19 protein-coding genes are annotated in these 23,539 nt (G+C 59.3%); 4 read left to right on the top strand and 15 right to left on the bottom strand.

The genetic code is table 11. The features are described 5' to 3' along the window. Positions 1–2 precede the first annotated feature (2 nt). From B30_RS09040 to B30_RS09020, 4 genes are all read right to left on the bottom strand, one after another. Positions 3–815 (bottom strand): class I SAM-dependent methyltransferase, encoded by an 813-nt coding sequence (locus B30_RS09040; protein ID WP_009571744.1) that lies wholly within the window; start codon positions 813–815, stop codon positions 3–5. Positions 816–848: 33 nt separating this feature from the next. Beyond that, on the bottom strand, positions 849–1,826 hold the full coding sequence (dusA, locus tag B30_RS09035) for a tRNA dihydrouridine(20/20a) synthase DusA (protein ID WP_040402102.1): 978 nt from the start codon (positions 1,824–1,826) through the stop codon (positions 849–851). Between the two features lie 760 nt (positions 1,827–2,586). Further along, positions 2,587–3,888 (bottom strand): NAD(P)/FAD-dependent oxidoreductase, encoded by a 1,302-nt coding sequence (locus B30_RS09025; protein WP_009571741.1) that lies wholly within the window; start codon positions 3,886–3,888, stop codon positions 2,587–2,589. After that, entirely contained in the window at positions 3,888–5,264 is a 1,377-nt protein-coding gene (locus B30_RS09020; protein ID WP_009571740.1) for a glutamine synthetase family protein, read from the bottom strand. Before B30_RS09020 ends, B30_RS09025 begins: the two co-directional genes overlap by 1 nt. Positions 5,265–5,378: 114 nt before the next feature. Between B30_RS09020 and B30_RS09015 the strand changes: the two genes are divergently transcribed. Further along, positions 5,379–6,074 carry a GntR family transcriptional regulator gene (locus B30_RS09015; RefSeq protein ID WP_009571739.1) on the top strand — a complete coding sequence of 232 codons (696 nt, stop codon included), beginning with the start codon at positions 5,379–5,381 and terminating at the stop codon, positions 6,072–6,074. A gap of 7 nt (positions 6,075–6,081) precedes the next feature. Here the strand turns inward: B30_RS09015 and B30_RS09010 are convergent, their stop codons facing one another. The 3 genes from B30_RS09010 to B30_RS09000 form a co-directional block, all read right to left on the bottom strand. Further along, entirely contained in the window at positions 6,082–6,270 is a 189-nt protein-coding gene (locus B30_RS09010) for a hypothetical protein (protein WP_009571738.1), read from the bottom strand. A 181-nt stretch (positions 6,271–6,451) separates the two neighbouring features. Continuing rightward, the gene (gene ade / locus B30_RS09005; protein ID WP_009571737.1) at positions 6,452–8,146 is read right to left on the bottom strand and encodes an adenine deaminase; all 1,695 of its coding nucleotides are present in this window, start codon (positions 8,144–8,146) and stop codon (positions 6,452–6,454) included. Between the two features lie 19 nt (positions 8,147–8,165). Continuing rightward, positions 8,166–9,149, bottom strand: a complete 984-nt coding sequence (locus B30_RS09000) for a siroheme synthase (protein ID WP_081583696.1) — start codon at positions 9,147–9,149, stop codon at positions 8,166–8,168. A gap of 295 nt (positions 9,150–9,444) precedes the next feature. Here B30_RS09000 and glpK point away from each other — a divergent pair, with 295 nt between their 5' ends. Further along, complete coding sequence (gene glpK / locus B30_RS08995) at positions 9,445–10,947, top strand: glycerol kinase GlpK (protein ID WP_009571735.1); 1,503 nt, start codon at positions 9,445–9,447, stop codon at positions 10,945–10,947. An 83-nt stretch (positions 10,948–11,030) separates the two neighbouring features. On the opposite strand, the gene xylA is transcribed toward glpK, so the two are convergent. The 5 genes from xylA to xylF all read right to left on the bottom strand — a co-directional run bounded on the left by xylA (position 11,031) and on the right by xylF (position 17,217). After that, entirely contained in the window at positions 11,031–12,335 is a 1,305-nt protein-coding gene (gene xylA, locus B30_RS08990; RefSeq protein ID WP_009571734.1) for a xylose isomerase, read from the bottom strand. Further along, positions 12,332–13,771 carry a xylulokinase gene (gene xylB, locus B30_RS08985; RefSeq protein ID WP_009571733.1) on the bottom strand — a complete coding sequence of 480 codons (1,440 nt, stop codon included), beginning with the start codon at positions 13,769–13,771 and terminating at the stop codon, positions 12,332–12,334. The genes xylA and xylB overlap by 4 nt, the downstream gene beginning before the upstream one ends. A gap of 71 nt (positions 13,772–13,842) precedes the next feature. Continuing rightward, positions 13,843–14,610 carry an ATP-binding cassette domain-containing protein gene (locus B30_RS08980; protein ID WP_040402171.1) on the bottom strand — a complete coding sequence of 256 codons (768 nt, stop codon included), beginning with the start codon at positions 14,608–14,610 and terminating at the stop codon, positions 13,843–13,845. A 36-nt stretch (positions 14,611–14,646) separates the two neighbouring features. Next, entirely contained in the window at positions 14,647–15,975 is a 1,329-nt protein-coding gene (locus B30_RS08975; RefSeq protein WP_040402168.1) for a sugar ABC transporter permease, read from the bottom strand. Between the two features lie 213 nt (positions 15,976–16,188). Further along, complete coding sequence (xylF, locus tag B30_RS08970) at positions 16,189–17,217, bottom strand: D-xylose ABC transporter substrate-binding protein (RefSeq protein ID WP_009571730.1); 1,029 nt, start codon at positions 17,215–17,217, stop codon at positions 16,189–16,191. A 235-nt stretch (positions 17,218–17,452) separates the two neighbouring features. Between xylF and B30_RS08965 the strand changes: the two genes are divergently transcribed. Together B30_RS08965 and B30_RS08960 are read left to right on the top strand one after the other, a co-directional pair. Then, complete coding sequence (locus tag B30_RS08965) at positions 17,453–18,736, top strand: ROK family transcriptional regulator (protein ID WP_009571729.1); 1,284 nt, start codon at positions 17,453–17,455, stop codon at positions 18,734–18,736. Then, on the top strand, positions 18,733–20,250 hold the full coding sequence (locus B30_RS08960; RefSeq protein ID WP_009571728.1) for a CRTAC1 family protein: 1,518 nt from the start codon (positions 18,733–18,735) through the stop codon (positions 20,248–20,250). The genes B30_RS08965 and B30_RS08960 overlap by 4 nt, the downstream gene beginning before the upstream one ends. Positions 20,251–20,253: 3 nt before the next feature. Here B30_RS08960 and B30_RS08955 read toward each other — a convergent pair whose 3' ends face one another. The 3 genes from B30_RS08955 to mgrA form a co-directional block, all read right to left on the bottom strand. After that, positions 20,254–21,573, bottom strand: a complete 1,320-nt coding sequence (locus B30_RS08955; protein WP_009571727.1) for a cytochrome-c peroxidase — start codon at positions 21,571–21,573, stop codon at positions 20,254–20,256. After that, a complete protein-coding gene (locus B30_RS08950; protein WP_009571726.1) occupies positions 21,554–22,408 on the bottom strand; it encodes a TolB family protein in 855 nt (284 codons plus the stop codon). The genes B30_RS08955 and B30_RS08950 overlap by 20 nt, the downstream gene beginning before the upstream one ends. 82 nt (positions 22,409–22,490) lie before the next feature. After that, a complete protein-coding gene (gene mgrA, locus B30_RS08945; RefSeq protein WP_009571725.1) occupies positions 22,491–23,528 on the bottom strand; it encodes an L-glyceraldehyde 3-phosphate reductase in 1,038 nt (345 codons plus the stop codon). Positions 23,529–23,539 lie beyond the last annotated feature (11 nt).

Genomic DNA, 23,539 nt, shown 5'->3' with positions numbered 1-23,539 from the left:
CCCTAACCTTCGCGCCGCGCAACCAATGTATAGCTCATCGGGATTTGCGCGGCGCGTCCCTCATAGAGGTCATATTCCGGCTCACGATTGCTGTGTCCATGTTCCGTCAACCGCTCAATCCGCAACCCGGCCCGGATACAGGAGGTCACAATCTCGCCCAGTGTGTGCGGGAACCAATAACTGGTTGTCCCCGTGCCGTGATCCTGGCCGTAATAGCTGAACATCTCGTCCTGCCTATGCGGCACTTGTTGGAAATAACTGAACGCTGGCTCATGCGGCTGCTCCGCCACCGGGTCGAACATTTCCATCACCGGATGGGTCTCATAGATCACCAGCCGGGCGCCGGGCGCCATCACCCCCGCGACAATCTCGAAAAATCGCGCCAGATCGGGCATCCAGTTGAGCACGCCAATGGTGATCAGCACAAAATCGAACGCGCACATGTTGGGCGGCAACTCGTACACATTCGCCTCGATCCACTCCGGGGTGAGCTTTGCCGCCTCTGACAGCATACGCGCCTGTGCAAGAAAGGCCCCGGACTGGTCGATCCCCACTGCGGGCACTGCGCCATACTGCGCCAGAGACAACAGCTCGCGCCCATTGTTACACCCGATCTGAACCGCGCGTTTGCCCGAGAGATCAAGGGCCCCAAGCGTCTCCGCCAAGCAGGTGTCAAAGGTTGAGAACCCTGGTTCTGACGCCGCTTTGAGCAGCGCCTCCCATCCCGCACCCGTCCCATGCAGAGGCGCGGAGGCCTCCCAAGCGGCTTTGTTTGCCTGTGTCGCCTCTAACAGGCTGAGAGCATCTTTCATCATATGCGCCTCCTGCGCCGGTTGTCATTCCGCCCGTCACGCGGGCAAAGCCTCTTTCACCAGTTCAAACCCCGCGCCGTCTTTATGTGCGCCCTCGGAGAGCACTCGTTTCCACCGCCGCGCGCCGGGTTGGCCGGCGAACAGCCCCAACATATGTTTGGTGATCTGCGCCACCTTGCCCCCCTCCGCGATATGCCGGCCGATATAGTCCTCCATCGCCAGCACGACCTCATGCCGGGTCAACGCCACACGGGTGTCGCCAAAAATCCGCGCATCTGCCGCGCCTAAAATGTCATAGGGCTGATGATAGGCGGCGCGCCCGACCATGACGCCATCCATATAGGTCAGTTCTTCTTCCACCATTTCAAGACTTTGAATACCGCCATTGATCGACAGATGCAGATCGGGGAAGACCTCTTTCATCGCATGGGCCAGCGGGTAATCCAAAGGCGGAATATCGCGGTTTTGTTTGGGGCTGAGTCCGTCGAGCCAGGCCTTACGGGCATGAATTTGCATCCGGGTGATACCTGCGGCGCGCATGGTCTCAACGAAGGCGGGCAAAACCTCGGTCGGTTCTTGATCATCCACCCCGATGCGGCATTTTACCGTCACGGGCACATCGCCCGCCGCCTCTTGCATCAACGTGACGCAATCCGCCACCAGCTCCGGCGATTTCATCAACACCGCGCCAAACGCCCCCGATTGCACCCGATCCGAGGGGCAACCGACATTGAGATTGACCTCATCATAGCCGTGATCGACGCAGATCTTCGTGGCCTCTTTCAACTCTACCGGATCAGAGCCGCCAAGCTGTACCGCGACCGGATGTTCCTCCGGGTTGAAGGTCAATAAATGCACAGCCCCACCGCGCACCAAAGCCGGGGCGGTCACCATTTCGGTGTACAAAAGCGCATGATGCGACATCAACCGATGCAGGTACCGGCAATGGCGGTCGGTCCAATCCATCATCGGCGCAACGGACAGGCGAGAGGCCGTTGATATGTCTTGTTTCATATTTTTAACAACCACTTATAAGCACCTTTCGTCCGCCTCATTTCCGCTCATTTCGGGCCAAATAAAAAGGCCATTATCGGTTCGATCACGACTCGCAAACGCAGGGATGGACGTCACGGCTATAGGGCACGTCTGCGAGTGATGCGCGAGGGAACCGTCTATCACGACACGAAGACTTTTGACAGACGCCCGCCGCAACCGCTTGGGGAAAAAAAGAGCTTGCCAGACCTGACGCGCTAAAGGGCTGAACGTATGCGACCCTCCGTGGTTCAAAGTGATCGAACGCGCCACCGCAGAGGCTGTAAAGAAGACCAGACGCACGAAGGCACAGGCCCTCAGAGCCATCACGAACGATCCGTTCGCCGATCTGCCCTCCGCCACCCTGTCGAAGGAGATTATCGGGTTCCGTCCGTCTCTGTCTGGGCAACCTCACCTCGTTGGGAACGACGCGCCCCCTTGCCTCCATCTTCGTCATCGCAGGTGGCCCGCGATGAATGATCGCGTAGAGTTGGGGCCGGACACCTACGCAGTCCCTGATCTCATGTAGGATCTGAAATCTGGCCGACCCTGCTCATCCGTAGTGAGAGGCCGAATGTCAATCCTATAAGACACCTGCGCAGTCGCAAAGCGCGTCAGAGCCGCGTGGGGCCGTGAAATTTACTTGCTCGGATTAAGAAGTTCCGGTCTGTATAGAGGTCAGATAAGCCTGCGCCGCGCCCCCTCTGGAGCGCGGCGTACCATGTTTTAGACACCCAGCGTTTTAGACACCCAGTTTGTCGCGCAGCGCGTACCACCACGATCCGATCACCGAATACGGCACCCGCAACGCGCGCCCGCCGGGGAACGGAATCCAAGGCAAGGCGGCAAACACGTCAAACCGGGTCAGATCGCCATGGATTGCCTCGGACAGGATGCGGCCAAAGGTGTGCGATCCGGTGACGCCGTGACCGCTATAGCCATGGGCGAAATAGGTGTTGGCGCCAAGGCGGCCCATCTGTGGCACCCGCGAGAAAGACAGCGCGAAATTGCCGCTCCACGCATAGTCGATCTCGACGTTTTTGAGCTGCGGAAAGACCTTATCAAGATTGCCTTTGAGCTTGGCTTTGATGTCCTTCGGATCGGCCCCGCCATAGACCGTTCCACCACCAAACAGCAACCGCTTGTCGGCAGACATACGATAATAATCAAGGATATAGCGCACGTCCTCAACGCAGACATCGGTGGGCATCAGCTCGGCTGCCAAGGCCTCGCCCAGCGGTTTCGTTGCCATCACTTGCGTCGACACCGGCATCACCCGCGCGGTCAGCGCCGGGACGACATGGCCCAGATAGGCATTGCCGCAGAGCACCAAGGTTTTGCAGGTCATAGACCCCTCAGCCGTGCGCACAACCGGCCGCGCCACCTCTGTGTCCGCCGAGGTCACTGGCGACATTTCATAGATCACGCCGCCCAGGGATTCAAACGCCGCCGCCTCGCCAAGCGCAAGGTTGAGCGGGTGCATATGGCCGCCGGAATGATCAATCATACCCCCGACATAGAGGTCCGATTTGACATGGGCGCGCATCTCGTCTGCGCTCAGCATATCCTGATTGTGGATGCCATATCCGGCCCAAAGCGCGCGGCGTTCTTCGAGTTCCTGCATGTGTTTCGACGTCAAAGCGGCAAAGACATTGCCCTCTTTGAGGTCACATTGAATGTCATAGGTCTTGATCCGCTCGCGGATGATCTGACCGCCCTCTTGCACAAGACCGGCCACGAATGTCGCAGTCTCACCACCGTAGCGCTTGCCGATGGTCTGAAGGCTGGCGTTCAGACCGTTGACGATCTGACCGCCGTTGCGCCCGGACGCGCCCCAGCCGACGCGCGCACCTTCAAGGATCGCAACCTTATAGCCTTTTTCAATCAAATGCAGCGCGGTCGAGAGGCCGGAATAGCCCGCGCCCACAACACAGACGTCAATCTCATGATCGCCGGTCAGGGCCGGACGGTCCGGCACAGGGTTGGCTGAGGCGGCATAGTAGCTTGTCGTATGCGCGCCGGTGCCCGCGTAGGGATGAGCCATTATACGGCCTCCAGGTAAGAATGGTATTCGAAATCAGTGACATGGCGGGCAAAGCGGCGCAGCTCTTGTTGTTTGCACTGCACGAACATGCGCTTGAGGCGCTTGGAATAGATGTCTTCGACATGGCGCCCGCGACTAAAGGCTTCGATCGCCGAGGCCCAGTCATAGGGCAAGTGAAGCAGGTCCTGCGAATAGGCATCTCCAACGATGGGCGCGCTTGGCACCCATTTGTTTTCAATCCCCAAAAGCGCGCCGCCCAAGATCGAACAGAGCACCAGATAGGGGTTGGCATCCGCCCCCGCGACCCGATGTTCGATCCGCCGTGCCTTATGGCCGCCGCCGGGGATGCGGATCGAGGCGGTGCGGTTTTCATAGCCCCACGACACGGTCGAGGGCGCATGGGCACCGGGTAAAAGCCGACGGAACGAATTTTCATGCGGCGCGAACACCAAGGCGTTTTCCTGCATCGTTTCCAAAAGACCCGCAACCGCTTGGCGCATCACTTCGGTGCCCTCATTGCCGCCATCGTCAAAAACGTTGTTGCCCTCTTCATCGACCAGCGAGAAATGGACATGCATGCCCGAGCCGGAGCGGTCGCCATACGGTTTGGCCATAAAGGTCGCGGCAAACCCATGTTTGCGGGCGATGCCATGCACCAGACGTTTGAACAAAACCGCATCATCCGCCGCCTTTAGCGGGTCAGCGACATGCATGAAATTGATCTCAAACTGCCCTGCCCCGTTTTCCGAGATGGCCGCATCCGCCGGGATGCCTTGGGCACGGCAGCCATCGTAGATTTCATTAAGAAACGCGTCGAAATGCTCCAACTCATCGAGTGAGAGCGCGCCATCAGAATCAAGGCGCTTGCCAGTGACCGGCGAGCACGGCGGTTGCGGTGCAGCCTCGGAGGGGTCAACGACATAGAATTCCAATTCGGTCGCCACAACCGGCGTCAGACCCAGCGCCTTGAACCGGGCCGTGATCGTGTCGAGGGCGCGGCGCGGGTCGCCCGGAAACACCGAACCGTCTTCTTGCCGCATCCAAAGCTGGGCAAAGGCCGCCGGGCGACTGATCCAATCGACCGGGCTTAAATCGCGGCCGGTGAAATCGCACAACCCATCGGCATCGCCGGTATCAAAGACCAATTCGTTGCCCTCAATATCTTCGCCCCAAATGTCCATACTGAGCAACGAGAGCGGCATCCGCAGCCCGCCCTCCAAGATTTTATCAAGCTGATCGACCGGCACACGTTTGCCGCGCATCACACCGTTGAGATCGCAAATACAGGCGAATATCGTCTCGATTTCCGGGTTCTCAGAGCGCCAAAGCTCTGCCTGTTCCGAAGCTGTTACCGATCCTGTCTGTGCCGATGTCATATCGCGCCCCTAAATGTGATACCATTTATTACTTTGTGATCTCTTTTAGGCTTGTGTCAACCTCAAACACGCGCCATTCTCGCGATATTGAGACAACAGCAAGGTCCGACACCCATGGCGGCATCAGCTATTCCTGAATTTACGGGGGATCATGGCACCACCACGCAGGAATATGCCTATAGCCGCTTGCGCAATGCCATCATTGTCGGGGCTTTTGCGCCCGGAACCGCGCTGACCATTCGCGGACTGGCGCAGGAATTGAACCTCAGCCCCACCCCGATCCGCGAGGCGGTGCGCCGGTTGAGTTCGGAAAATGCCATTCAGGTGTTGGGCAACCGCCGCCTCAAAGTCCCCGACATGAGTCTTGGGCGATTTGAGGAGCTGGTGCATCTGCGCATCAGTTTGGAAACCCACGCCGCAGAGCGGGCGTTTCCCTATATCTCTACCGTCATCATCGAAAAAATGCGCGCACTTGACGATCAGATGGATGTGGCATTGGCCGCGGGCGATCTGGACGCGCTGACCCGGATCAATCAGGCCTTTCACAAAGACCTCTACGGGCTCAACCCGCATCAAGCGGTGATGCCGATGATCGAAAGCCTGTGGTTACAGCTCGGCCCCTTTCAGCGCCAAGTGATCAAAACCATCAAAGTCAGCGCCATGATCGACCGCCACAAAGAAATGTTGGCGGCCATGGAGGCGCGCGATGTGACGGCGCTGTGTTCGGCGCTTGAAAGCGACATTCGCGATGGCTCAATCCGCCTTGGCCGCGCGATATTGCGCAACCAAGCCGGGGAAACTGTGGCCTAGCGCCCGTTTATGCACCCATCATATCCGGGGCGGCGGTGATGGCCAAATCACCGGGGTGATCGGTCGAAGAAATCGGCTGACAGGCGACCGGATAATGATCGGCGGTCGTGCATTGCGACACGGGATATGTATCCACGGCGTCACAGGCGGCCAGTGTCAGCGTCAGTGCAAAAACAGCCAAAATCGAACGGGTCATAAGGAACCTCCTGATTTGAAAAAGTAGGACGCGTTGCGCCCATTGCTCTCTCTCAAATGTGCCGAGTTGACAGTTTTGTCAATTGTAGAATCTCTAAAAATGAACTGATCGGTTCACTTTGCGCAACACACACGCCCCCCGCCCACTCCCAAGGCTGCGCAGATCAAAAAATGCACAAAAATCAGACGATGATTTCGAATTTGATCACATCGACCATGCCGCGGTCGGTGATTTTGAGCGCCGGAATGACCGGAAGCGCCAAAAACGCCAATTGCAAAAACGGCTCTTCCAATGTGACCCCCAAGGACGCCGCCGCCGCCCGCAGATCGACCAAATGATCGCGCACCTCTTCGAACGACAAAAGGCTCATCAACCCCGCCACGGGCAGTGCCAATTCCGCCAAGATCACGCCATCGCGGACCACAACAAAGCCGCCTTCGATCTCCGACAAGCGGTTCGCAGCCAAGGCCATATCGTCGTAATCGACACCCACAGCCACGATATTGTGGTGATCATGGCAAACGGTCGAGGCAATCGCCCCTGCCTTGACACCAAAGCCTTTGACAAAACCCGAGGCGATATTGCCATTTTTACCATGGCGCTCGATCACCGTGATCCGGGTCAGATCGCGGGTCGGATCGGGGCGCTTGTCGCCATCAATGATGGGGATGGTCTCATGCAGATGTTCGGTGATGATTTTACCTTCGAGGATGCCGATCACATCGGTCTGCTCGCGGTTGCCGGTGGTACGAAAATCCTCCGCCGTCACTTTGCGCGCTTTGACCGAGTGCCGCCCGATCGGATCGACCGACCCGCGCGCGGCAAAGGCGGCCTCCGTGACCTCAACCCCACCGGCAAACACGCGTGAGGCATGACAGCCCTCTAGACTGTCGATCACCACAAGATCGGCGCGTTTGCCCGGCGCGATCATGCCACGATCCTTGAAGCCAAAGGCCTCGGCGGCGGACAGAGAGGCCGCGCGGTAGACCGCCAAAGGCGAACAGCCAAGCGCAATCAAGGTGCGGATCATGTAGTCCAAATGGCCGTGTTCGCCGATGTCCAACGGGTTGCGATCATCGGTGCACAGGCACATGTAAGGCGCGGTCAGATCGGACAAAAGCGGCTGCAACGCGTGCAAATCTTTCGACACCGACCCCTCGCGGATCAAAACCCGCATGCCCTTGCGCAGTTTTTCACGCGCCTCATCCGCCGTGGTTGCCTCATGTTCGGTGCGAATGCCCGCCGCAATATAGGCGTTGAGATCACGGCCCGAGAGTTGCGGGCAATGGCCATCAATATGTGCATCTTCAAACAGATACAGCTTTTTCATCGCCTCCGGGTCGCGGTAAATGACGCCAGGATAATTCATGAACTCGGCCAGCCCGATGGCGGACCTATGCCCCATGACCTTGGCCAAATCCTCGGCCAAAAGCTCGGCTCCTGCGGTTTCCATATGGGTCGAGGGCACGCACGAACTGAGCTGCACCCGGATGTCCATCACCGTGTGCTCAGAGGCCGCTTGAAAATACCGAATGCCGTCCAGACCGATGACATTGGCAATCTCATGCGGATCACAAATCGCCGTCGTCACCCCACGCGGCGCGACACAGCGGTCAAATTCAAACGGCGTGACCAGAGAGCTTTCGATGTGCAAATGCGTGTCGATAAAGCCCGGAACAATAATCTGGCCGCTGACATCAATCTCGCGTGCACCCTCGTAGCTCTCATAAACGCCCGCGATCCGGTCGCCAACGATGGCCACATCGCCTGTGATCAATGCGCCGGTCATCAGATCAAAAATCATCCCGCCCTTGAGGACAATATCCGCCGGGACCTCGCCCCGCGCCACGGCAATACGATGTTCCAGATCACTCATGCTTATCTCCTAAACCCACCTAAACCCGAACAGCGGGCACCCGTTCAATATCCTCCGGCAGGCCAAGCGCGGCCCGCTCCGCATCGCGGCGCGCCACGAGCCAGACGACCCGCGCGCCCGTCGCGAATTCATCCAAAATCACCTTGCGTTGATCGGATACAAGCCAATCTTCGGTGCCATGATCGCGCCCGACCACGATACGCGCGGCATCGCGGCGCGCCAATTCCAGGATCGGCACAAAACTCGCATCCGAACAGAGCACCAAATCGGCCTCCTGCAACCGCTGCACCGCGCGCAGGGTCATCAGATCCGGTTCAAGGCTGCTGACGGGCAACAGCGTCACGGCCCCCTTGGTGCCCGCCTCTTTCGGCGCGCCCCCGGCCTCAATCGCCTGTTTGATCAGTTCTGCCGCCTCGCGTTCGGCGCCTCGTGCATGTAGGCGACGCGGCGCGTCATCATAGACCCAGCGCCAAAAAGCACGGCGGTTTTCGCGTGGCACACGCGCCGCCACAGCGCCCCTGAGCCGCCCGCCCAAGCCCACCAGATCGCCCAAACGCGGCTCCAAAATGCTTTCCAACCGGGTTTTGATCTGACGTGCCAGGATCGGTGCCGCCCCTTCGGTGCCAATCGCCACCACCAAGGGATCGCGATCCACAATCGACGGCGTCGTCGCCTCGCAGAGTGCGGGTTGATCGACCACATTGACCAAGGCCCCTGCCTCACGCGCCAAGGCATGCAACGCGGCATCTGTCCCCGGACAGCCGGTGCCGATGAACGTCAGCGCCGCACCGCGAAACAACTCCGGCGAGATCGTTCCGCTGTGATGGCGCGCGCGGCCCTCGTCGACCAAAGCGGCCAGTTCGAGGTCCAGTTCGGGGGCGACAAAAATCAACCGCGCCTCGGTTTTCAACATCAGCCGCGCTTTTTGCGCCGCCGTTTCCCCGCCGCCGACGATCACAACATCTCGTTCAGCCACCCGAAGGAACATGGGGAAAAATTTCATCGACGCGACCTCTTGGTTTGGGTTCTTGCTGCGGCTTGGGTCTTTCGGTAAAACTCCCTGATTGGCGGCCAAATGACAAGGGCGCGCATACATGCTCTGCGCTTTTCATTTAGCAAAGAGGGCGATACCAACTCCCTTCCGCCCCCCGATCGCACCACAGCAGCTATGACCTCATCCTCGGCGGCGGCTTTGGCGAAGATCGGCAATTATATGACGATGGGGCCGCCCCTTCCTATCGATCCCCTGCTTGTCGAAACCTGATCCGCGCCCTATCGTTTGGGTCAAGGGAGACGACATGAGCAACACGATTTTAAGCCTGGACCAAGGCACGACCTCGACCCGCGCCATTCTGTTTGACGCGGAGCTGCGGCCCATTTCCAGCGCCCAAGAGGAATTCACCCAATATTACCCGCATCCGGGCTGGGTCGAACATGACGCGATGGATTTGTGGCAGACCTCTGTGCGAGTGATCCGCAATGTATTCGCGGACACTGTCACGGACTCTGGCGCATACCCGGCCGCCTTGGGTCTGACCAATCAACGCGAAACCACCGTGGTCTGGGACGCCGAGACCGGAAACCCCATCGCCCCCGCCATCGTCTGGCAAGATCGGCGCACCTCCGCGACCTGCGCCAAACTGCGCGCCGATGGCTTTGAGGCGGAGGTGACAAAGCGCACCGGGCTTTTGTTAGACCCGTATTTCTCCGCCACCAAACTGGCCTTTATCCTCGATCAAACCGAAGGTGCGCGCGAGATGGCGCGCGCGGGTCGGCTCAAATTTGGCACGGTGGACACATGGCTGATCTGGAACCTGACAGAGGGCAATCCGGGGGGCCGGGTCCATGCCACAGACGCCACCAACGCCTGTCGCACCATGCTCTATAACATCCATGAAGGCACATGGGACGCGACGATTTGCGACCGCCTTGGCATCCCGATAGAGATGCTGCCCGAGGTGCGCGACAGCTCCGCTGACTTTGGCGAAACCACCCTGTTCAGCGCGCCGATCCCCATTCGCGGCGTTGCGGGCGATCAACAGGCGGCCACGGTCGGTCAGGCGTGTTTTCGCCCCGGCATGATGAAATCCACCTATGGAACCGGCTGTTTTGCTCTGTTGAACACCGGCAGTACCCCAGTGACATCGCAAAACCGGATGCTCACCACCATCGCCTATCAATTGAACGGCACCCCCACCTATGCGCTCGAAGGGTCTATCTTTGTCGCGGGGGCCGTGGTGCAATGGCTGCGCGATGGGCTTGGCATCATCACCGACGCCAAAGACACGCTCGAGTTGGCACAACAGGCCGATCCCGAACAAAACCTCTACCTCGTCCCCGCCTTCACCGGCCTCGGAGCACCGTGGTGGGATGCCGAGGCACGCGGCGCGATCTTTGGCCTGACGCGCAACACCGGGCCTGCGGAGTTTGCCCGCGCCGCCTTGGAAAGCGTCGGTTATCAGACCCGCGATCTGATCGAAGCGATGCATGCCGATTGGAGTGCGACGCCAGAGGACACCACCCTGCGTGTCGATGGCGGCCTGTCGGCCAATCCCTTTGCGATGCAATTCCTGGCCGACATCTTGGGCGCGCCGGTGGACCGTCCGGCCAATCTGGAAACCACCGCTTTGGGCGCCGCCTATCTGGCCGGGCTTGCGGTCGATCTGTGCCCAGCCCCCGATGAGTTTGCCAAGGTCTGGCGAGCAGACGCGACCTTTACGCCGCAGATGGACGCGGCGCTGCGCAAGCAAAAATATGACGGTTGGACCGACGCGATCCATCGCACATTATCGAAAGCCTAACCCCTTCATAGCAGCCAAAATACTCAAATCAGCAATAAAAAGGGCGGGAACACCCCGCCCTTTCCACATTACAAATCAAACCCTTACAGGTATGAGTTCACCAGGTTCTCCAACCGTTCCTGACGTCCGGACCGCGGTTCCGGGTTGACGCCATCGGCCAGAACGCGGGCTTGGATTGTCTCCAGATCGCCGTCTTTCAGCATGGCTTGGTTCGCGGCCGTATCCCAATCGGCATAGCGCGCCTGACGTGCCGCTTCCAATTTACCGTCTTCCAACATCCTTGCTGCGGCTTTGAACCCGCGCGCGCAGATGTCCATCGCGCCGACATGACCTAAAATCAAATCTTCCGGGTCGAGCGATTGACGTCGAATACGGGCATCGAAATTGGTGCCCCCCGTGGTGAACCCACCCGCGCGCAAGACCTCGTAATAGGCCAGAGCCACTTCGGGCACATTGTTCGGGAATTGGTCGGTGTCCCAGCCGGATTGGTAATCGTTGCGGTTCATGTCAATGGACCCGAGGATGCCCAAAGAGCCCGCCAGCGCCAATTCGTGATCGAACGAATGACCGGCAAGAATGGCGTGGCCCTGTTCGATGTTCACTTTGACCTCATTCTCCAACCCATAGCGTTTGAGAAATCCGTAAACGGTGGCGACATCGAAATCATATTGGTGTTTCGACGGTTCTTGCGGCTTCGGTTCGATCAGGATCGCCCCATCCCAGCCCATTTTATGTTTGTAATTCACCACCATTTCCAACATCCGCGCGGCTTGGTCCGCCTCGCGTGTCAGATCGGTGTTGAGCAGCGTCTCATAGCCTTCGCGCCCGCCCCAAAGGACGTAATTGGCCCCGCCCAGTTTGATCGTCGCATCCATACAGGATTTGATTGTCGCGGCGGAGTAGGCAAACACGTCCGGGTCCGGGTTGGTCGCCGATCCGGCCATGAACCGGCGGTGGGTGAACAGATTGGCCGTGCCCCACAACAGCTTGGTTTTCGACGTCTCCATTTTCTCGGCGAAATAGTCGATGATTTCCTCAAGATTGCGTTTGCTTTCGGCAAAAGTCGCACCTTCGGGACGAACATCAAGGTCGTGGAAACAGAAAAACGGCGCTTGCAGAATGTCGAACATCTCAAAGGCCACATCGGCCTTGAGTTTTGCCTTGTCCATGCCCTCGCCAAACCACGGACGATCAAAGGTGCGCCCGCCAAACGGGTCGCCGCCCTCATAGGCAAAGCTGTGCCAATAGGCGACGCCAAAGCGCAGATGATCTTCCATCCGCTTGCCCATCACAACCTCATCCGGGTTGTAATATTTATAGGCGAACTCATTATGCGAGGCCGGGCCTTCGTAATGGATCTGTGGAATGCCTTTGAAAAACTCAGTCATGTCAGCCCCTTAATGGCAACCTGTGCCGCTTTGAACCGGGCGAACCCGTCTTCAAACGCAGCACTCAGGCTTTGGTTAGGTTCAATCGTTGTCTCAATGGCGGGCGTTGCGGCCAGCTCGGCCCCGCCCCCGGTTGCGGCCATTTGGCCAAGGCGCGCCGCACCGTAAGCGCCGCCAAAATCCCCCGCCACGGGCAGGTCCACGGCGACATTCAACGCGGTGGCGATGGCCTCGACCCAGTAGTGGGATTTCGAGCCACCTCCGACCGCCAAAAGCCGGTCAATTTTGGTGCCAGTCGCGGCCAGTGCCTCGGCGCAATCTTTGATCGCGAAGGTCACGCCCTCAAGCACCGCGCGGGTGCCCGCATGCGTGTCCGTCGCATGTTCAAGGCCAATAAAACCGCCGCGAATGGCAGAGTCGTTCAACGGTGTGCGCTCGCCGCCCAGATAAGGCAAAAACCGGGTCTTGCCGGGGGCTTCAAGCCCACCAAGCGCACGGGTCAGCGTCGCCGCGTCTTGGCCGACAAATCGCCCATACCAATTGAGCGCATCGGTCGCCGCCAAGATCACGCCCATCTGGTGCCAGGTGTTTGGCAGCGCGTGGCAGAAGGTATGAACAGCGGTGGCTGCGTCCGGTTGATAGCCGTCGTTGGCGGCAAAGAGCACGCCGGAGGTGCCCAAAGACACAAAGGCCTGCCCGGCTTTCACAACGCCCACCCCGATGGCAGAGGCGGCATTGTCACCGCCGCCCCCAGCGATCACACAGGTGGGCGAGACGCCCCATTTGGCGCAGAGATAAGCGCGCAATGTGCCTGAAACCTCAGAGCCCTCGACCAAGCGCGGCATGAAAGAGCGATCCATGTCGGTCGCGGCCAGCAAATCATCGGACCAATCGCGCGCGCCGGTGTCAAACCATGCGGTCCCGGCGCTGTCGGACATGTCGCCCACATGCTCCCCGGTCAGATAGAGCCGCAGGTAGTCTTTCGGCAAAAGCACCTTTTTGAGCTGCGCGAAAATCTCCGGCTCATGGCGTTTGACCCAGGCAAGTTTCGGCGCGGTGAAGCCCGGAAACACGATATTGCCGGTGACCGCGCGAAAGCGTGGATCGGCGTCCATCTCCGCCGCCTCGACATGGGAGCGGGTGTCATTCCACAGGATGCAAGGACGCAGCACCCGATCCGCGCCGTCCAATAGGGTCGCACCATGCATATGCCCCGAAAGACCGATGCCTTTGACCGCTGAGAGATCGGCCTTGGTGCCAAGGTCGGCCATCACCCGATCACAGGCGGCAAGCCATGTGGCCGGGTCCTGTTCCGACCAGCCATCCTGCGGGCGCTCATTGGTCAGGGCCACATTGGCTTCGGCGACGACATGTTGCGCCTCCGTGATCAGGATGGCTTTGAGACCAGAGGTCCCGAGATCAAGTCCGATATACATGAGATATCCGTTTGGTTGTGCGGCGGGCGCGATGGATCAGCGCCCGCCATGAGAAAAAGGGAATGGCCAGATCAATATGCCTGCGGCGGCTTTTTCCCCATGATGATCATGCCCAGAATGTCCTCATCCGTGACCTCGTCAACGTTGACCGTGCCAACGCTTTGGCCGTTTTTCATCACCATAGCGCGGTCACAGAGCCGCATGACGTTGTGAATGTCATGTTCAATGAGGAAAATCCCCAAACCCTGCGCTTTGAGTTCTTCGATCAGTTCGGCCACCATCTGGGTTTCATGTGGACCAAGCGCGGCTGTGGGTTCGTCCATGATCAGAATTTTGGCGTTGAAATAGACCGCGCGTGCAATGGCAACCGATTGGCGTTGACCACCTGAGAGCGCGCTCACCGGCTCTTTGAATTTCTGGAAATTCGGGTTCAACCGCCCCATGATCTTGCGCGTCTCCGCCTCCATCGCCGGTTCATCGACAAAGCCAAACGGTGTGACCAATTCGCGCCCCAAAAACAGGTTGGAGGCGGCGTCCAAATTGTCGGCCAAAGCCAGCGTTTGATAGATGGTTTCGACATTGTATTTGCGCGCATCGCGGGTGTTGCGGATCTCCGCCTTCTCACCATTGATATAGACCTCGCCCGCGTCCTTTTGATAGGCGCCAGACAGGCATTTGATCAGCGTCGATTTGCCCGCGCCATTGTGGCCCAACAGGCCCACGACCTCGCCGGCGTGCAGATCAATCGAGACATGATCCACCGCCTTGATCCCGCCAAAAGAGATCGAAATGTCTTTGAGTTCGACCAGCGGCGTGCCGGTGTTGGGGTTCTTGCCCATGGTTGTGTTTGCACTGTTTTCCATGCTTATTCCCCCTTAAATTTTCATACCAAGACGTTTGCGATACTGGATGTCGATCCAGACAGCAAAGACCAGAACCGAACCAACCACGATGTTTTGCAACGGCGCATCGACACCGACCATGGCCATGCCCGATTGCAAGGATTGCATGATCAAAGCGCCCAGAATGGCCCCGTGAATGGTGCCGATCCCGCCGGACAAGGCCGTGCCACCGATCACCGCCGCCGCAATCACGCGCAGCTCATCAAGCGTGCCAATGTCATTGGCGTGGCTTTGCAAACGGGCCGAAGCGATCACCGCAGAGAGACCGCAGAGAAAGCCCATCAACGCAAAGATCTTAACCGTCAAAAGTTTGGTGTTGATGCCCGAAAGCTCTGCCGCATCCGGGTTGCCCCCCGTCGCAAAGATGTATTTACCAAGGCGGGTTTTCTTGGCCACAAGGGTCATGGCAATGGCGACGACGATCAAAATGATCACCGAAATCGGCAGGCCGTAAGCCTCGGAATAGCCCGCTGGCATGATCTCGCCGCGCGCTTCAAACAGGCGTTTGAGTTTGCCCACCGGGATATCATAGGCGTTGAGCGTGGCGATATAGCCAAGGATCGCCACCACGGCGACACCGCCAATGGTGACTTCGGCCCAGAGCGGCTTGATCGGAAAACCGTGGTTTTTCCGAGCGTTGCGCGCGTTCCAAAGGGCATAGATGGTGAATGCTGAGGCCAAAATACCGACCGCCCAGGACAGGGTGACGCCCAATGTGCCCTCGGCCCCGCCCAAGACGGTAAAGGTCTGATCGAGCGGCGCAATGGTTTGACCATCGGTGACGTACCAGCCGACATAGCGCCAAATCAACAGACCGCCCAAGGTGACGATAAAGGCCGGGATTTTTTGATAGCCAACCAGCCAGCCATTGAACGCGCCGATGAGGGTGCCGACCGCCAGACAGGTCACAATCGCGATCGGCGCGATCAGCGGATTGCCGTAATCAAGACCCACAATCTGTGGCAACCAACGCGCCTGCATCATCGCGCCAATGGCCGAGGAAATCGCCAACAAAGCCCCGACTGAGAGGTCGATGTGGCGGGTGACGATGACAAAGACCATGCCCGTCGCCATGATCGCAACCGAAACGGTTTGCACGGTCAGGTTAAAGATATTGCGCGGTGTGACAAACCGCCCATCGGTGAACATATTGAACGCCAGCGCGATGAGGATAAACGCCCCCACCATGCCCAAGAGCCGCATGTCGATCTCCAACAGGGAGAAAAACCCTTTGTTGCTGGAACTCTGTGGGCCCGCCTGTGTGTCTGCCTGTGTCGCCGCTGTCTGTGATTGGTCCGCCATTGTCGCCTTCCCCATTGTCGCCTTCCCCTAGGTCTGAACGAGGTCTGCGCCTCGTGTGCCTCATGTCCCGATCTTTATGTCTTGATCTCTGCTCTGCCTGCGCGTGTCGGATAACGCGACAGCAGATGTGATGAGGCGGACCGCCCCCGCCGAACCCGGCAGGAACAGTCCTAAGTGCCCGGCGAACCGGGAGGATTTTGGTCCTGAAACCAATCAGTTACAGGGGGCCGGACCGTTTTCAACGCCCTGACACAGCGCGTCTTTGGTGATCCAACCGGCGTCCACAACCACCGACAGATTGTCTTTGGTGATCGGGATCGGGGCCAGGAATTTGGCGTTCATGTCATTGCCACCCGGGGTGGTGAAATCTACGGTGCCATCCACATCGGTCGCCATCATGCCGCCCGCCAATTCAACTGCGATCTCGGCGGCGTTTTTGCCAAGTTCACGGGCGTCTTTCCACACGGACACGGTCTGGGTGCCCAAAGCCACACGGTTCAAAGCGGCGTGATCGCCATCCTGACCGGAGACCGGGATACCCGCCATGCCTTGAGCCGCCAAAGCGGCCACAACACCGCCTGCGGTGCCATCATTTGAGGCCACGACCGCGTCCACTTTGTTGTCGGTAGCGGTGAGGATGGATTCCATGTTGCGCTGTGCGTTGGCCGGGAGCCACGCATCGGTGTAGGCCTCGCCCACGATGGTCACCGCACCGGAATCAATCGCCGCCTGAAGCACCTCTTGCTGACCGCCCCGCAGGAAGTCGGCATTCGGATCGGTCGGCGAGCCTTTGATCATGACATAATTGCCGGTCGGCTGAACATCGAACACGGCTTTGGCCTGAAGACGACCGACTTCAATGTTGTCAAAGGTCAGGTAATAGGCGCGTGAATCTTCGATCAGGCGGTCATAGGCGATGACCGGAATGCCTTCGTCAGCCGCCATTTCAACGGCCGGAATGATTGCCTGGGTGTCTTGCGCCAACACGATGAGCGCATCCACACCCTGTGCGATCAGGCTTTCAATATCGGAGAGCTGTTTGGCCGACGATGATTGCGCATCGGCGGAGACATAGGTGGCCCCAGCCGCCTCAAGCGCCGCTTTCATCGCGCCTTCGTCGGTTTTCCAGCGCTCTTCCTGGAAATTGGACCAGCTCACACCGACGGTGAGATCGGCGGCGAACGCCGAAGTTGTAAAGCCGGCAGCCACAATGGTGGCCGCCATCAACATGGATTTACGCATGAATATCCTCCCAAATAACCACGTCGGTCTCACTCCTCCTACAGATAAGTGCCGACGGGTCCCGACTCGCAGTCGGGATGGAGAAATCATGGCATATTTAATTTGAGTGTCAAAATAATAATAACGCCCAACATTCACTTTCTGATGGATATTCAAAATAAACCATGCATTAATCGCTCAAACCTTAGGCGAAAAGGTGCGTAAATCGTCTATTAAATTAGATTGGCGAATTTTTATGATCCCTGACGTGACAACAGACATCCCGACGGAAACCGCCGTTGATCCACTCACCCAGCCCCACCCGAAGGCGGGCTGCGGCCCCCTGTTCCCAAGCGCGGACACCGGCGCAAAACCCTATAAACGCCAAGTGTTTGAGGCGGTGCGCGCCGCAGGTGCCATCGCCCGCGTTGATCTGGCGCGCCAGCTTGCCATCTCGCCCGCAACCGTCACCCAAATCGCCTCCGATCTGATCGGCGCGGGGTTGATCGAGGAAACCGAACTGCCCCGCCGCGACACAGACTCCACTCGGGGCCGCCCCCGCGTCGGCCTCAAAATCGGCACCACATCCGGCATCATCGTCGGCATCAAAATCTCGGATCGCTCCAACTCCGCCGTGGTGCTGGATTTGGCCGGCAATCTTTTGGGTTCGGCCACCCTGCCCGCGCCCCCAATGGCGCGCACGACCGACGAGATTCTGATTGAGGCCGAGACCATCGTCGCGGCGGGCCTCAAGGATGCGAACCTGACCGGCACACGGCCCACCGCCGTGGCCCTCGGCCTGCCCGGCATGGTCGATTTCGACGCAGGTCATGTGCTGTGGTGCCCCTTCATGGAAGCCGCCGATATCCCGCTGCGCGACCTCTTGGCGGAACGTTTGGGCGTGCCGGTGCGGATCGACAATGATGCCAATCTTTTGGCGCTGGCCGAACTGTGGTTTGGCGCCGGACGCGGGTTGGACAACTTTGCCGTGGTCTCGATCGAACACGGGTTGGGCATGGGCCTTGTGATCCGGCACCAGTTGCACCGCGGCGGCATGGGGCACGGGATGGAACTTGGCCACACCAAGGTACAACTCGACGGCGCGCTGTGCCGCTGCGGGCAGCGAGGCTGTCTTGAGGCCTATGTCGCCGACTATGCCTTGGTGCGCGAGGCCCACACCGCGCTCAACATCGGCCCGCAAAGCCGAAGCGCCGACGACATGTTGGAAACGCTCTATCGCCAGGCCAAAGACGGCAACGCCTTGGCGCGGACAATTTTTTCCCGCGCCGGGCGCTACTTGGCCGCAGGGCTGGCCAATGTCGTGACCCTGTTTGACCCGGCATTAATCCTTCTCTCCGGCGATCGTTTGCGCTACGATTTTCTCTATGCCGAAGATGTGCTGCACGAGACCCGCATGTTGACCCACAAACCCGGACGCCCGCCGACCCCGGTGGAAATTCACGCCTGGGGAGATTTGGTCTGGGCGCGGGGTGCGGGTGCCTTGGCACTTGATCTGGCCACGGAGATGCTTGTGGGATGACCCGCCGATTTTTGTTCCCCCTCTGTGTGCTCTGCACGCCCACTGCCCTCATGGCGCAATCCATTCCACAATTCCAAGATCGCTCCGACGCCCTGCCCGCGCATGTCTACGGCGGCGGATGGGAACATTTTGTCGGCGGCGGCGTCGCCTCCTTTGATTGCAATGGCGATGGGATGACCGATCTCCTTGCCGCAGGCGGTGAAAATCCCGCCAGCCTGATGGTGAACCGCTCCGAGCGTGGCGGGACATTGGCCTTTGAACCCGGCGAGATGGCCGAGATCACTGGCGTCACCGGGGCCTATCCGATCGACATCGACAGCGATGGGATCACCGATCTCGCGGTGCTGCGGGTCGGCAAAAATCTACTGTTAAAAGGCTTGGGCGACTGCGCCTTTGAGGAGGCCACAGAGGCCTGGGGCTTTGACGGCGGCGACCGTTGGACCACGGCGTTTGCCGCCGGGTGGGAGGGTGACAACACCCGCCCGACCCTGTTTTTCGGCAATTACGTCGACCGTGACAACCCGGACGGGCCGTTTGAGGCCTGTGACAGCAACGAATTACACCGCCCAAACGCCACGGGATGGGACAAAACCATCCTGTCGCCGGGATTCTGTACGCTCTCCGCCCTGATGTCCAAAGGCGCGCGCGGGGTGCAAAGCCTGCGACTTTCCAATGATCGGCATTACTACGTCAAAGGCGGCTACGAACAGATCTATGACCTTCAAAACAATCGCTTTTTGGATGAGAGCGATGGTTGGGACCGGGTCTCGCTTTGGGGCATGGGCATCGCGGAACGTGACATCAATGGCGATGCGATCCCGGATGTAATGTTGACCTCAATGGGGGATCAGTTGCTGCAATTCGGTCGCGCGAATGGTCATTATGAGGCCGCGCCTTTTGACATCGGCACCTATGCCCATCGGCCGCATTTGGGCGATGACGGGCGGCCCTCGACCGGCTGGCAGGCCGATTGGGGCGATGTCGACAATGACGGGCGGGCCGATCTGTTTATCGCCAAGGGCAATGTCGAACAAATGCCCTCAAACGCCGCACGCGACCCCAACAACCTGTTGCAACAAAGGCCGGACGGGACGTTCCGCGAGGTCTCGATTGCGGCGGGCGTGGCGTCCTTGGAAAAATCGCGCGGCGCGGGATTGGTGGATTTAAATGGTGACGGCAAGCTCGATCTGGTGGTGGTCAATCGCGGCTCCAACATGGAGCTTTATGAAAACGTGACGCCCACCACCGGGCAATATTTGGACGTCTCTTTGGTGCAATCCGGGACCAATAAAGCCGCCGTCGGCGCGGTGGTGTCGGTGCTGACCAACCTGGGCCTACAGGTGCAAGAGCTGAGCATCGGTGGCGGGCACGGATCGGGCAAGGCGGTGCCGTTGCACTTTGGCCTGGGTAACGCGGAGAGCGCAAAGGTTCAGGTCACATGGCCCGACGGCTTTGAGAGTGATTGGGTGGAACTGACCCGGTTTGATCGTTGGGTCGAGCTGGCACGGGAGTAAACGCTACTTCTCAAACGGCAAACCTGATGGCACCGTGTCCGGCACGCCCAGCCGATTTGGATTGTCTTCAAGCGCAGCAAGAAACGCCATCAGCGCGTCGATTTGATCGTCGGGCAAGCTCCGGTCCGGTACTTTGATCGCCGACAGTATCGCCGCGACATCGGCCTCCGTGTCCATCACCTCCCAATCCGCAACCGGCAGATCGGGCAGCACAGCCTGTGCGCGATCATAGGTCATCAGCGCCTCTGAGGGGGCCAGATGCGCCACCACAAAATCGCGCAGATCGGCGTAGGCGCCCGTGTGACCATAGGGAGATGTCAGCGTGACATTGCGCAGGGCGGGCGTGCGAAAGGCGTAGAGGTCTTGCGGCTGGCCGGTGACGCGGAACCGGCCTTCGTCGCGCGCACCCTGTTCAAAGATCAACGTCTTGCCGGGGCCAAATTGCGGCTGGCCCATGGCGTGAAAATCATGGTCGGTCTGAAACGCGCCGGAATGGCAGGCGGCACAGCCCGCCTCGCCGTAAAACAGCGCCATCCCCGCCTTGGCCTGATCGCTCAAAGCCGCCTCGTCGCCGCGCAGGTATTGGTCAAAGGGGCTGTTATCAGAGCGGAATTCAAACGCCATAAACGCCGCCACCGCATTGGAAATATCGGCAAAGGCGATGGGGCGGCCAAAGGCGATTTCGGGATAGGTCGCCTCAAAACGCTGTTGATACGCGGGGATCGCCGCGACTTTACCCGCGATCATGTCCCATGCGCCGCCGGGACCGGAAAATTGCCCTTTGCGGATCGCTTTGGACAGGGGGTTTTCACTGACCTGCCCACCCATCTCATCGGGCGAGAGCACGGGGAACGCCGCTTGGGTCGCCAAAACGCCCGACACTGTGGCGAAAAACCCATCCTCAATCGGCACGCGCAAATGGCCATCGACCTCCTCGACCCGACCATCATGGAACATCCGCGTGTACTCATGCGCGCCAAGATTATAGAGCGCGGGCGCGTTGCGCGGCACGCGATGTTCGGGCAGGTTTTGCGGGTCCGCCACACGCATCGGCCCAAGACCGACCCCGCCCTCACCCAAGCCCAAAGAGAGCCCGTCCGAGGTGCCAAATTTTGGATGATGGCAGGTCGAGCACGAGATATTGTCATTGCCCGACAGGATCGGATCAAAGAACAAAAGCTGCCCCAAAGCGACCTCGGACGGACTTACTGTGAGGTAATCCTCATCCGTCACCGGCGCGGGCAAGTCACCCCCCCACACCGGGCTGGCCAGACTGGCCAAAATCAAAGCCGAGACACCGGCCCTATTCCGCGTATTCAACATAGGCAAATGCCCCCCCATCGGGCGACCATGATGGCACATTGATCGTGCCCTGTCCGCCGGTCAACGTCACCAGCGTTTCACTTGGGTGCCCCGGTCGCCACAGCCGCAATTCCACATGCATCATCGGCGGATGGCCCACCGTGCCCTCGGGATAGGCCAAATAGACCACCGCATCGCCTTCGGGCGCGGGATGCGGGAACCAATTGACCATCGCGTCCTGAGTCATCCGCTCCAACCCCGAGCCATCGGGGCGCACCCGCCAAAGTTCGGACGCACCGGTGCGGTCCGAGTTGAACCAAATCCACGCCCCATCGGCGGAGAAATCCGGGCCATCGTAATGATGACCACCCTCGATCACGCAATGCTCGCCGGAGCCATCGTTTGCCGCGACGTAAATACCAAACAACCCCTCGCGCACCGCCGTGTAGCAAATCCATTGGCCATCGGGTGACATGCCATGAAACCACGACGGGCGTTTCTCCGTGACCTGTTCCGGGTCGGCCTCACCGTCCAGAGATTGCCGCCAGATCAGCGCGCCGCGGCCATAGGTGTGATCCGAGAAATAAAGGGTCGCGCCATCGGGTGAGATGCCGTGATCATTGTTGAGATTGATGCACAGCCCGGTGTCGATCTCCAACAATTCCGGTGCCTCCAGATCGACCCAAAACAGGCTGCCCCCGCCATTCACGATCAACGCCGATCCGTCCGGCGTCCAGTTGGGCGCGGCAATCTCGAAATCGGTTTCAAGCACGGGTGTGCTGATCCGATCCTCAAGGTCAAAGATCATCAAACGCGATGTCCATTGCCCGCCAAATTGAGCTGTCTCATTCGTCATCGCGGCCCCTCCCGAGCGTATTTTCACCTAGAATACAGCCTCCGAGAGAAGCCGCCAATGACTTAAATCACAACCACTTAGACTAATCTTGATCGCTTTCCGACGACAGCGCCCAGAGGTTGATTTTCTCCTCGTCGGCGGCTTCGTCAATTGCCGCCAATTCTTCCGCCGTAAACGTCAAGTTGCTCACCGCCCCCACACAATCGACAACCTGCGACGGCTTTGACGCGCCGATGAGCGCCGTGGTGATGCCCTCATCGCGCAACACCCAAGCGATCGCCATTTGCGCCAATGTTTGACCGCGCGCCTGCGCGATGTCGTTGAGTGCGTTGAGGTTTTTGATCGCCCGATCCGACACCATCGACGGGGCCAGGGATTTGCCTTGGGTGGCGCGCGAGCCTTCGGGGATGCCTTTGAGGTATTTCGCCGTCAACATGCCCTGCGCCAAGGGCGTAAAGGCGATGGAACCGACGCCCAGCTCTTTGAGCGTGTCTTTCAACCCGTCGCGTTCGACCCAGCGGTTGAGCATGTTATAGCTCGGCTGATGGATCAGGCAGGGCGTGCCCAAGTCTTTGAGAATGGCCACCGCTTCGCGGGTGCGGGCGGAATTATAGGACGAAATCCCCACATAAAGCGCCTTGCCCTGACGCACGATGCTATCCAATGCGCCCATGGTTTCCTCCAACGGCGTGTCGGGATCAAAGCGGTGCGAATAGAAAATATCGACGTAATCCACCCCCATGCGTTTGAGCGAAGCATCACAAGAGGCCATCAGATATTTGCGCGATCCCCATTCGCCATAGGGCCCCGGATGCATGCGATAGCCCGCCTTGGAACTGATGATCATCTCGTCACGGTAGCCGGCAAAATCGGTTTTGAGGATCTCGCCAAAGGCCACTTCGGCACTGCCCGGAGGTGGGCCGTAATTGTTGGCCAGATCGAAATGAGTGATGCCGTGATCAAAGGCGGTGCGCAGGATGTCGCGCTTGGTTTGATGTGGCGTGTCATGGCCGAAATTGTGCCACAGGCCCAGCGACACGGCGGGCAGTTTCAGCCCGGAGTGGCCGCATGTGCGGTAGATCATCGTGTCATAGCGGTCTTCGGCGGGGGTATAGGGCATCTGGGCCTCCT

The organism is Celeribacter baekdonensis B30, from assembly GCF_000299875.1.
Classification (GTDB): Bacteria; Pseudomonadota; Alphaproteobacteria; order Rhodobacterales; family Rhodobacteraceae; genus Celeribacter; species Celeribacter baekdonensis_A.
The sequence above is the reverse complement of the archived record's forward strand: the minus strand, read 5'-3'. Positions and strand labels throughout refer to the sequence as shown.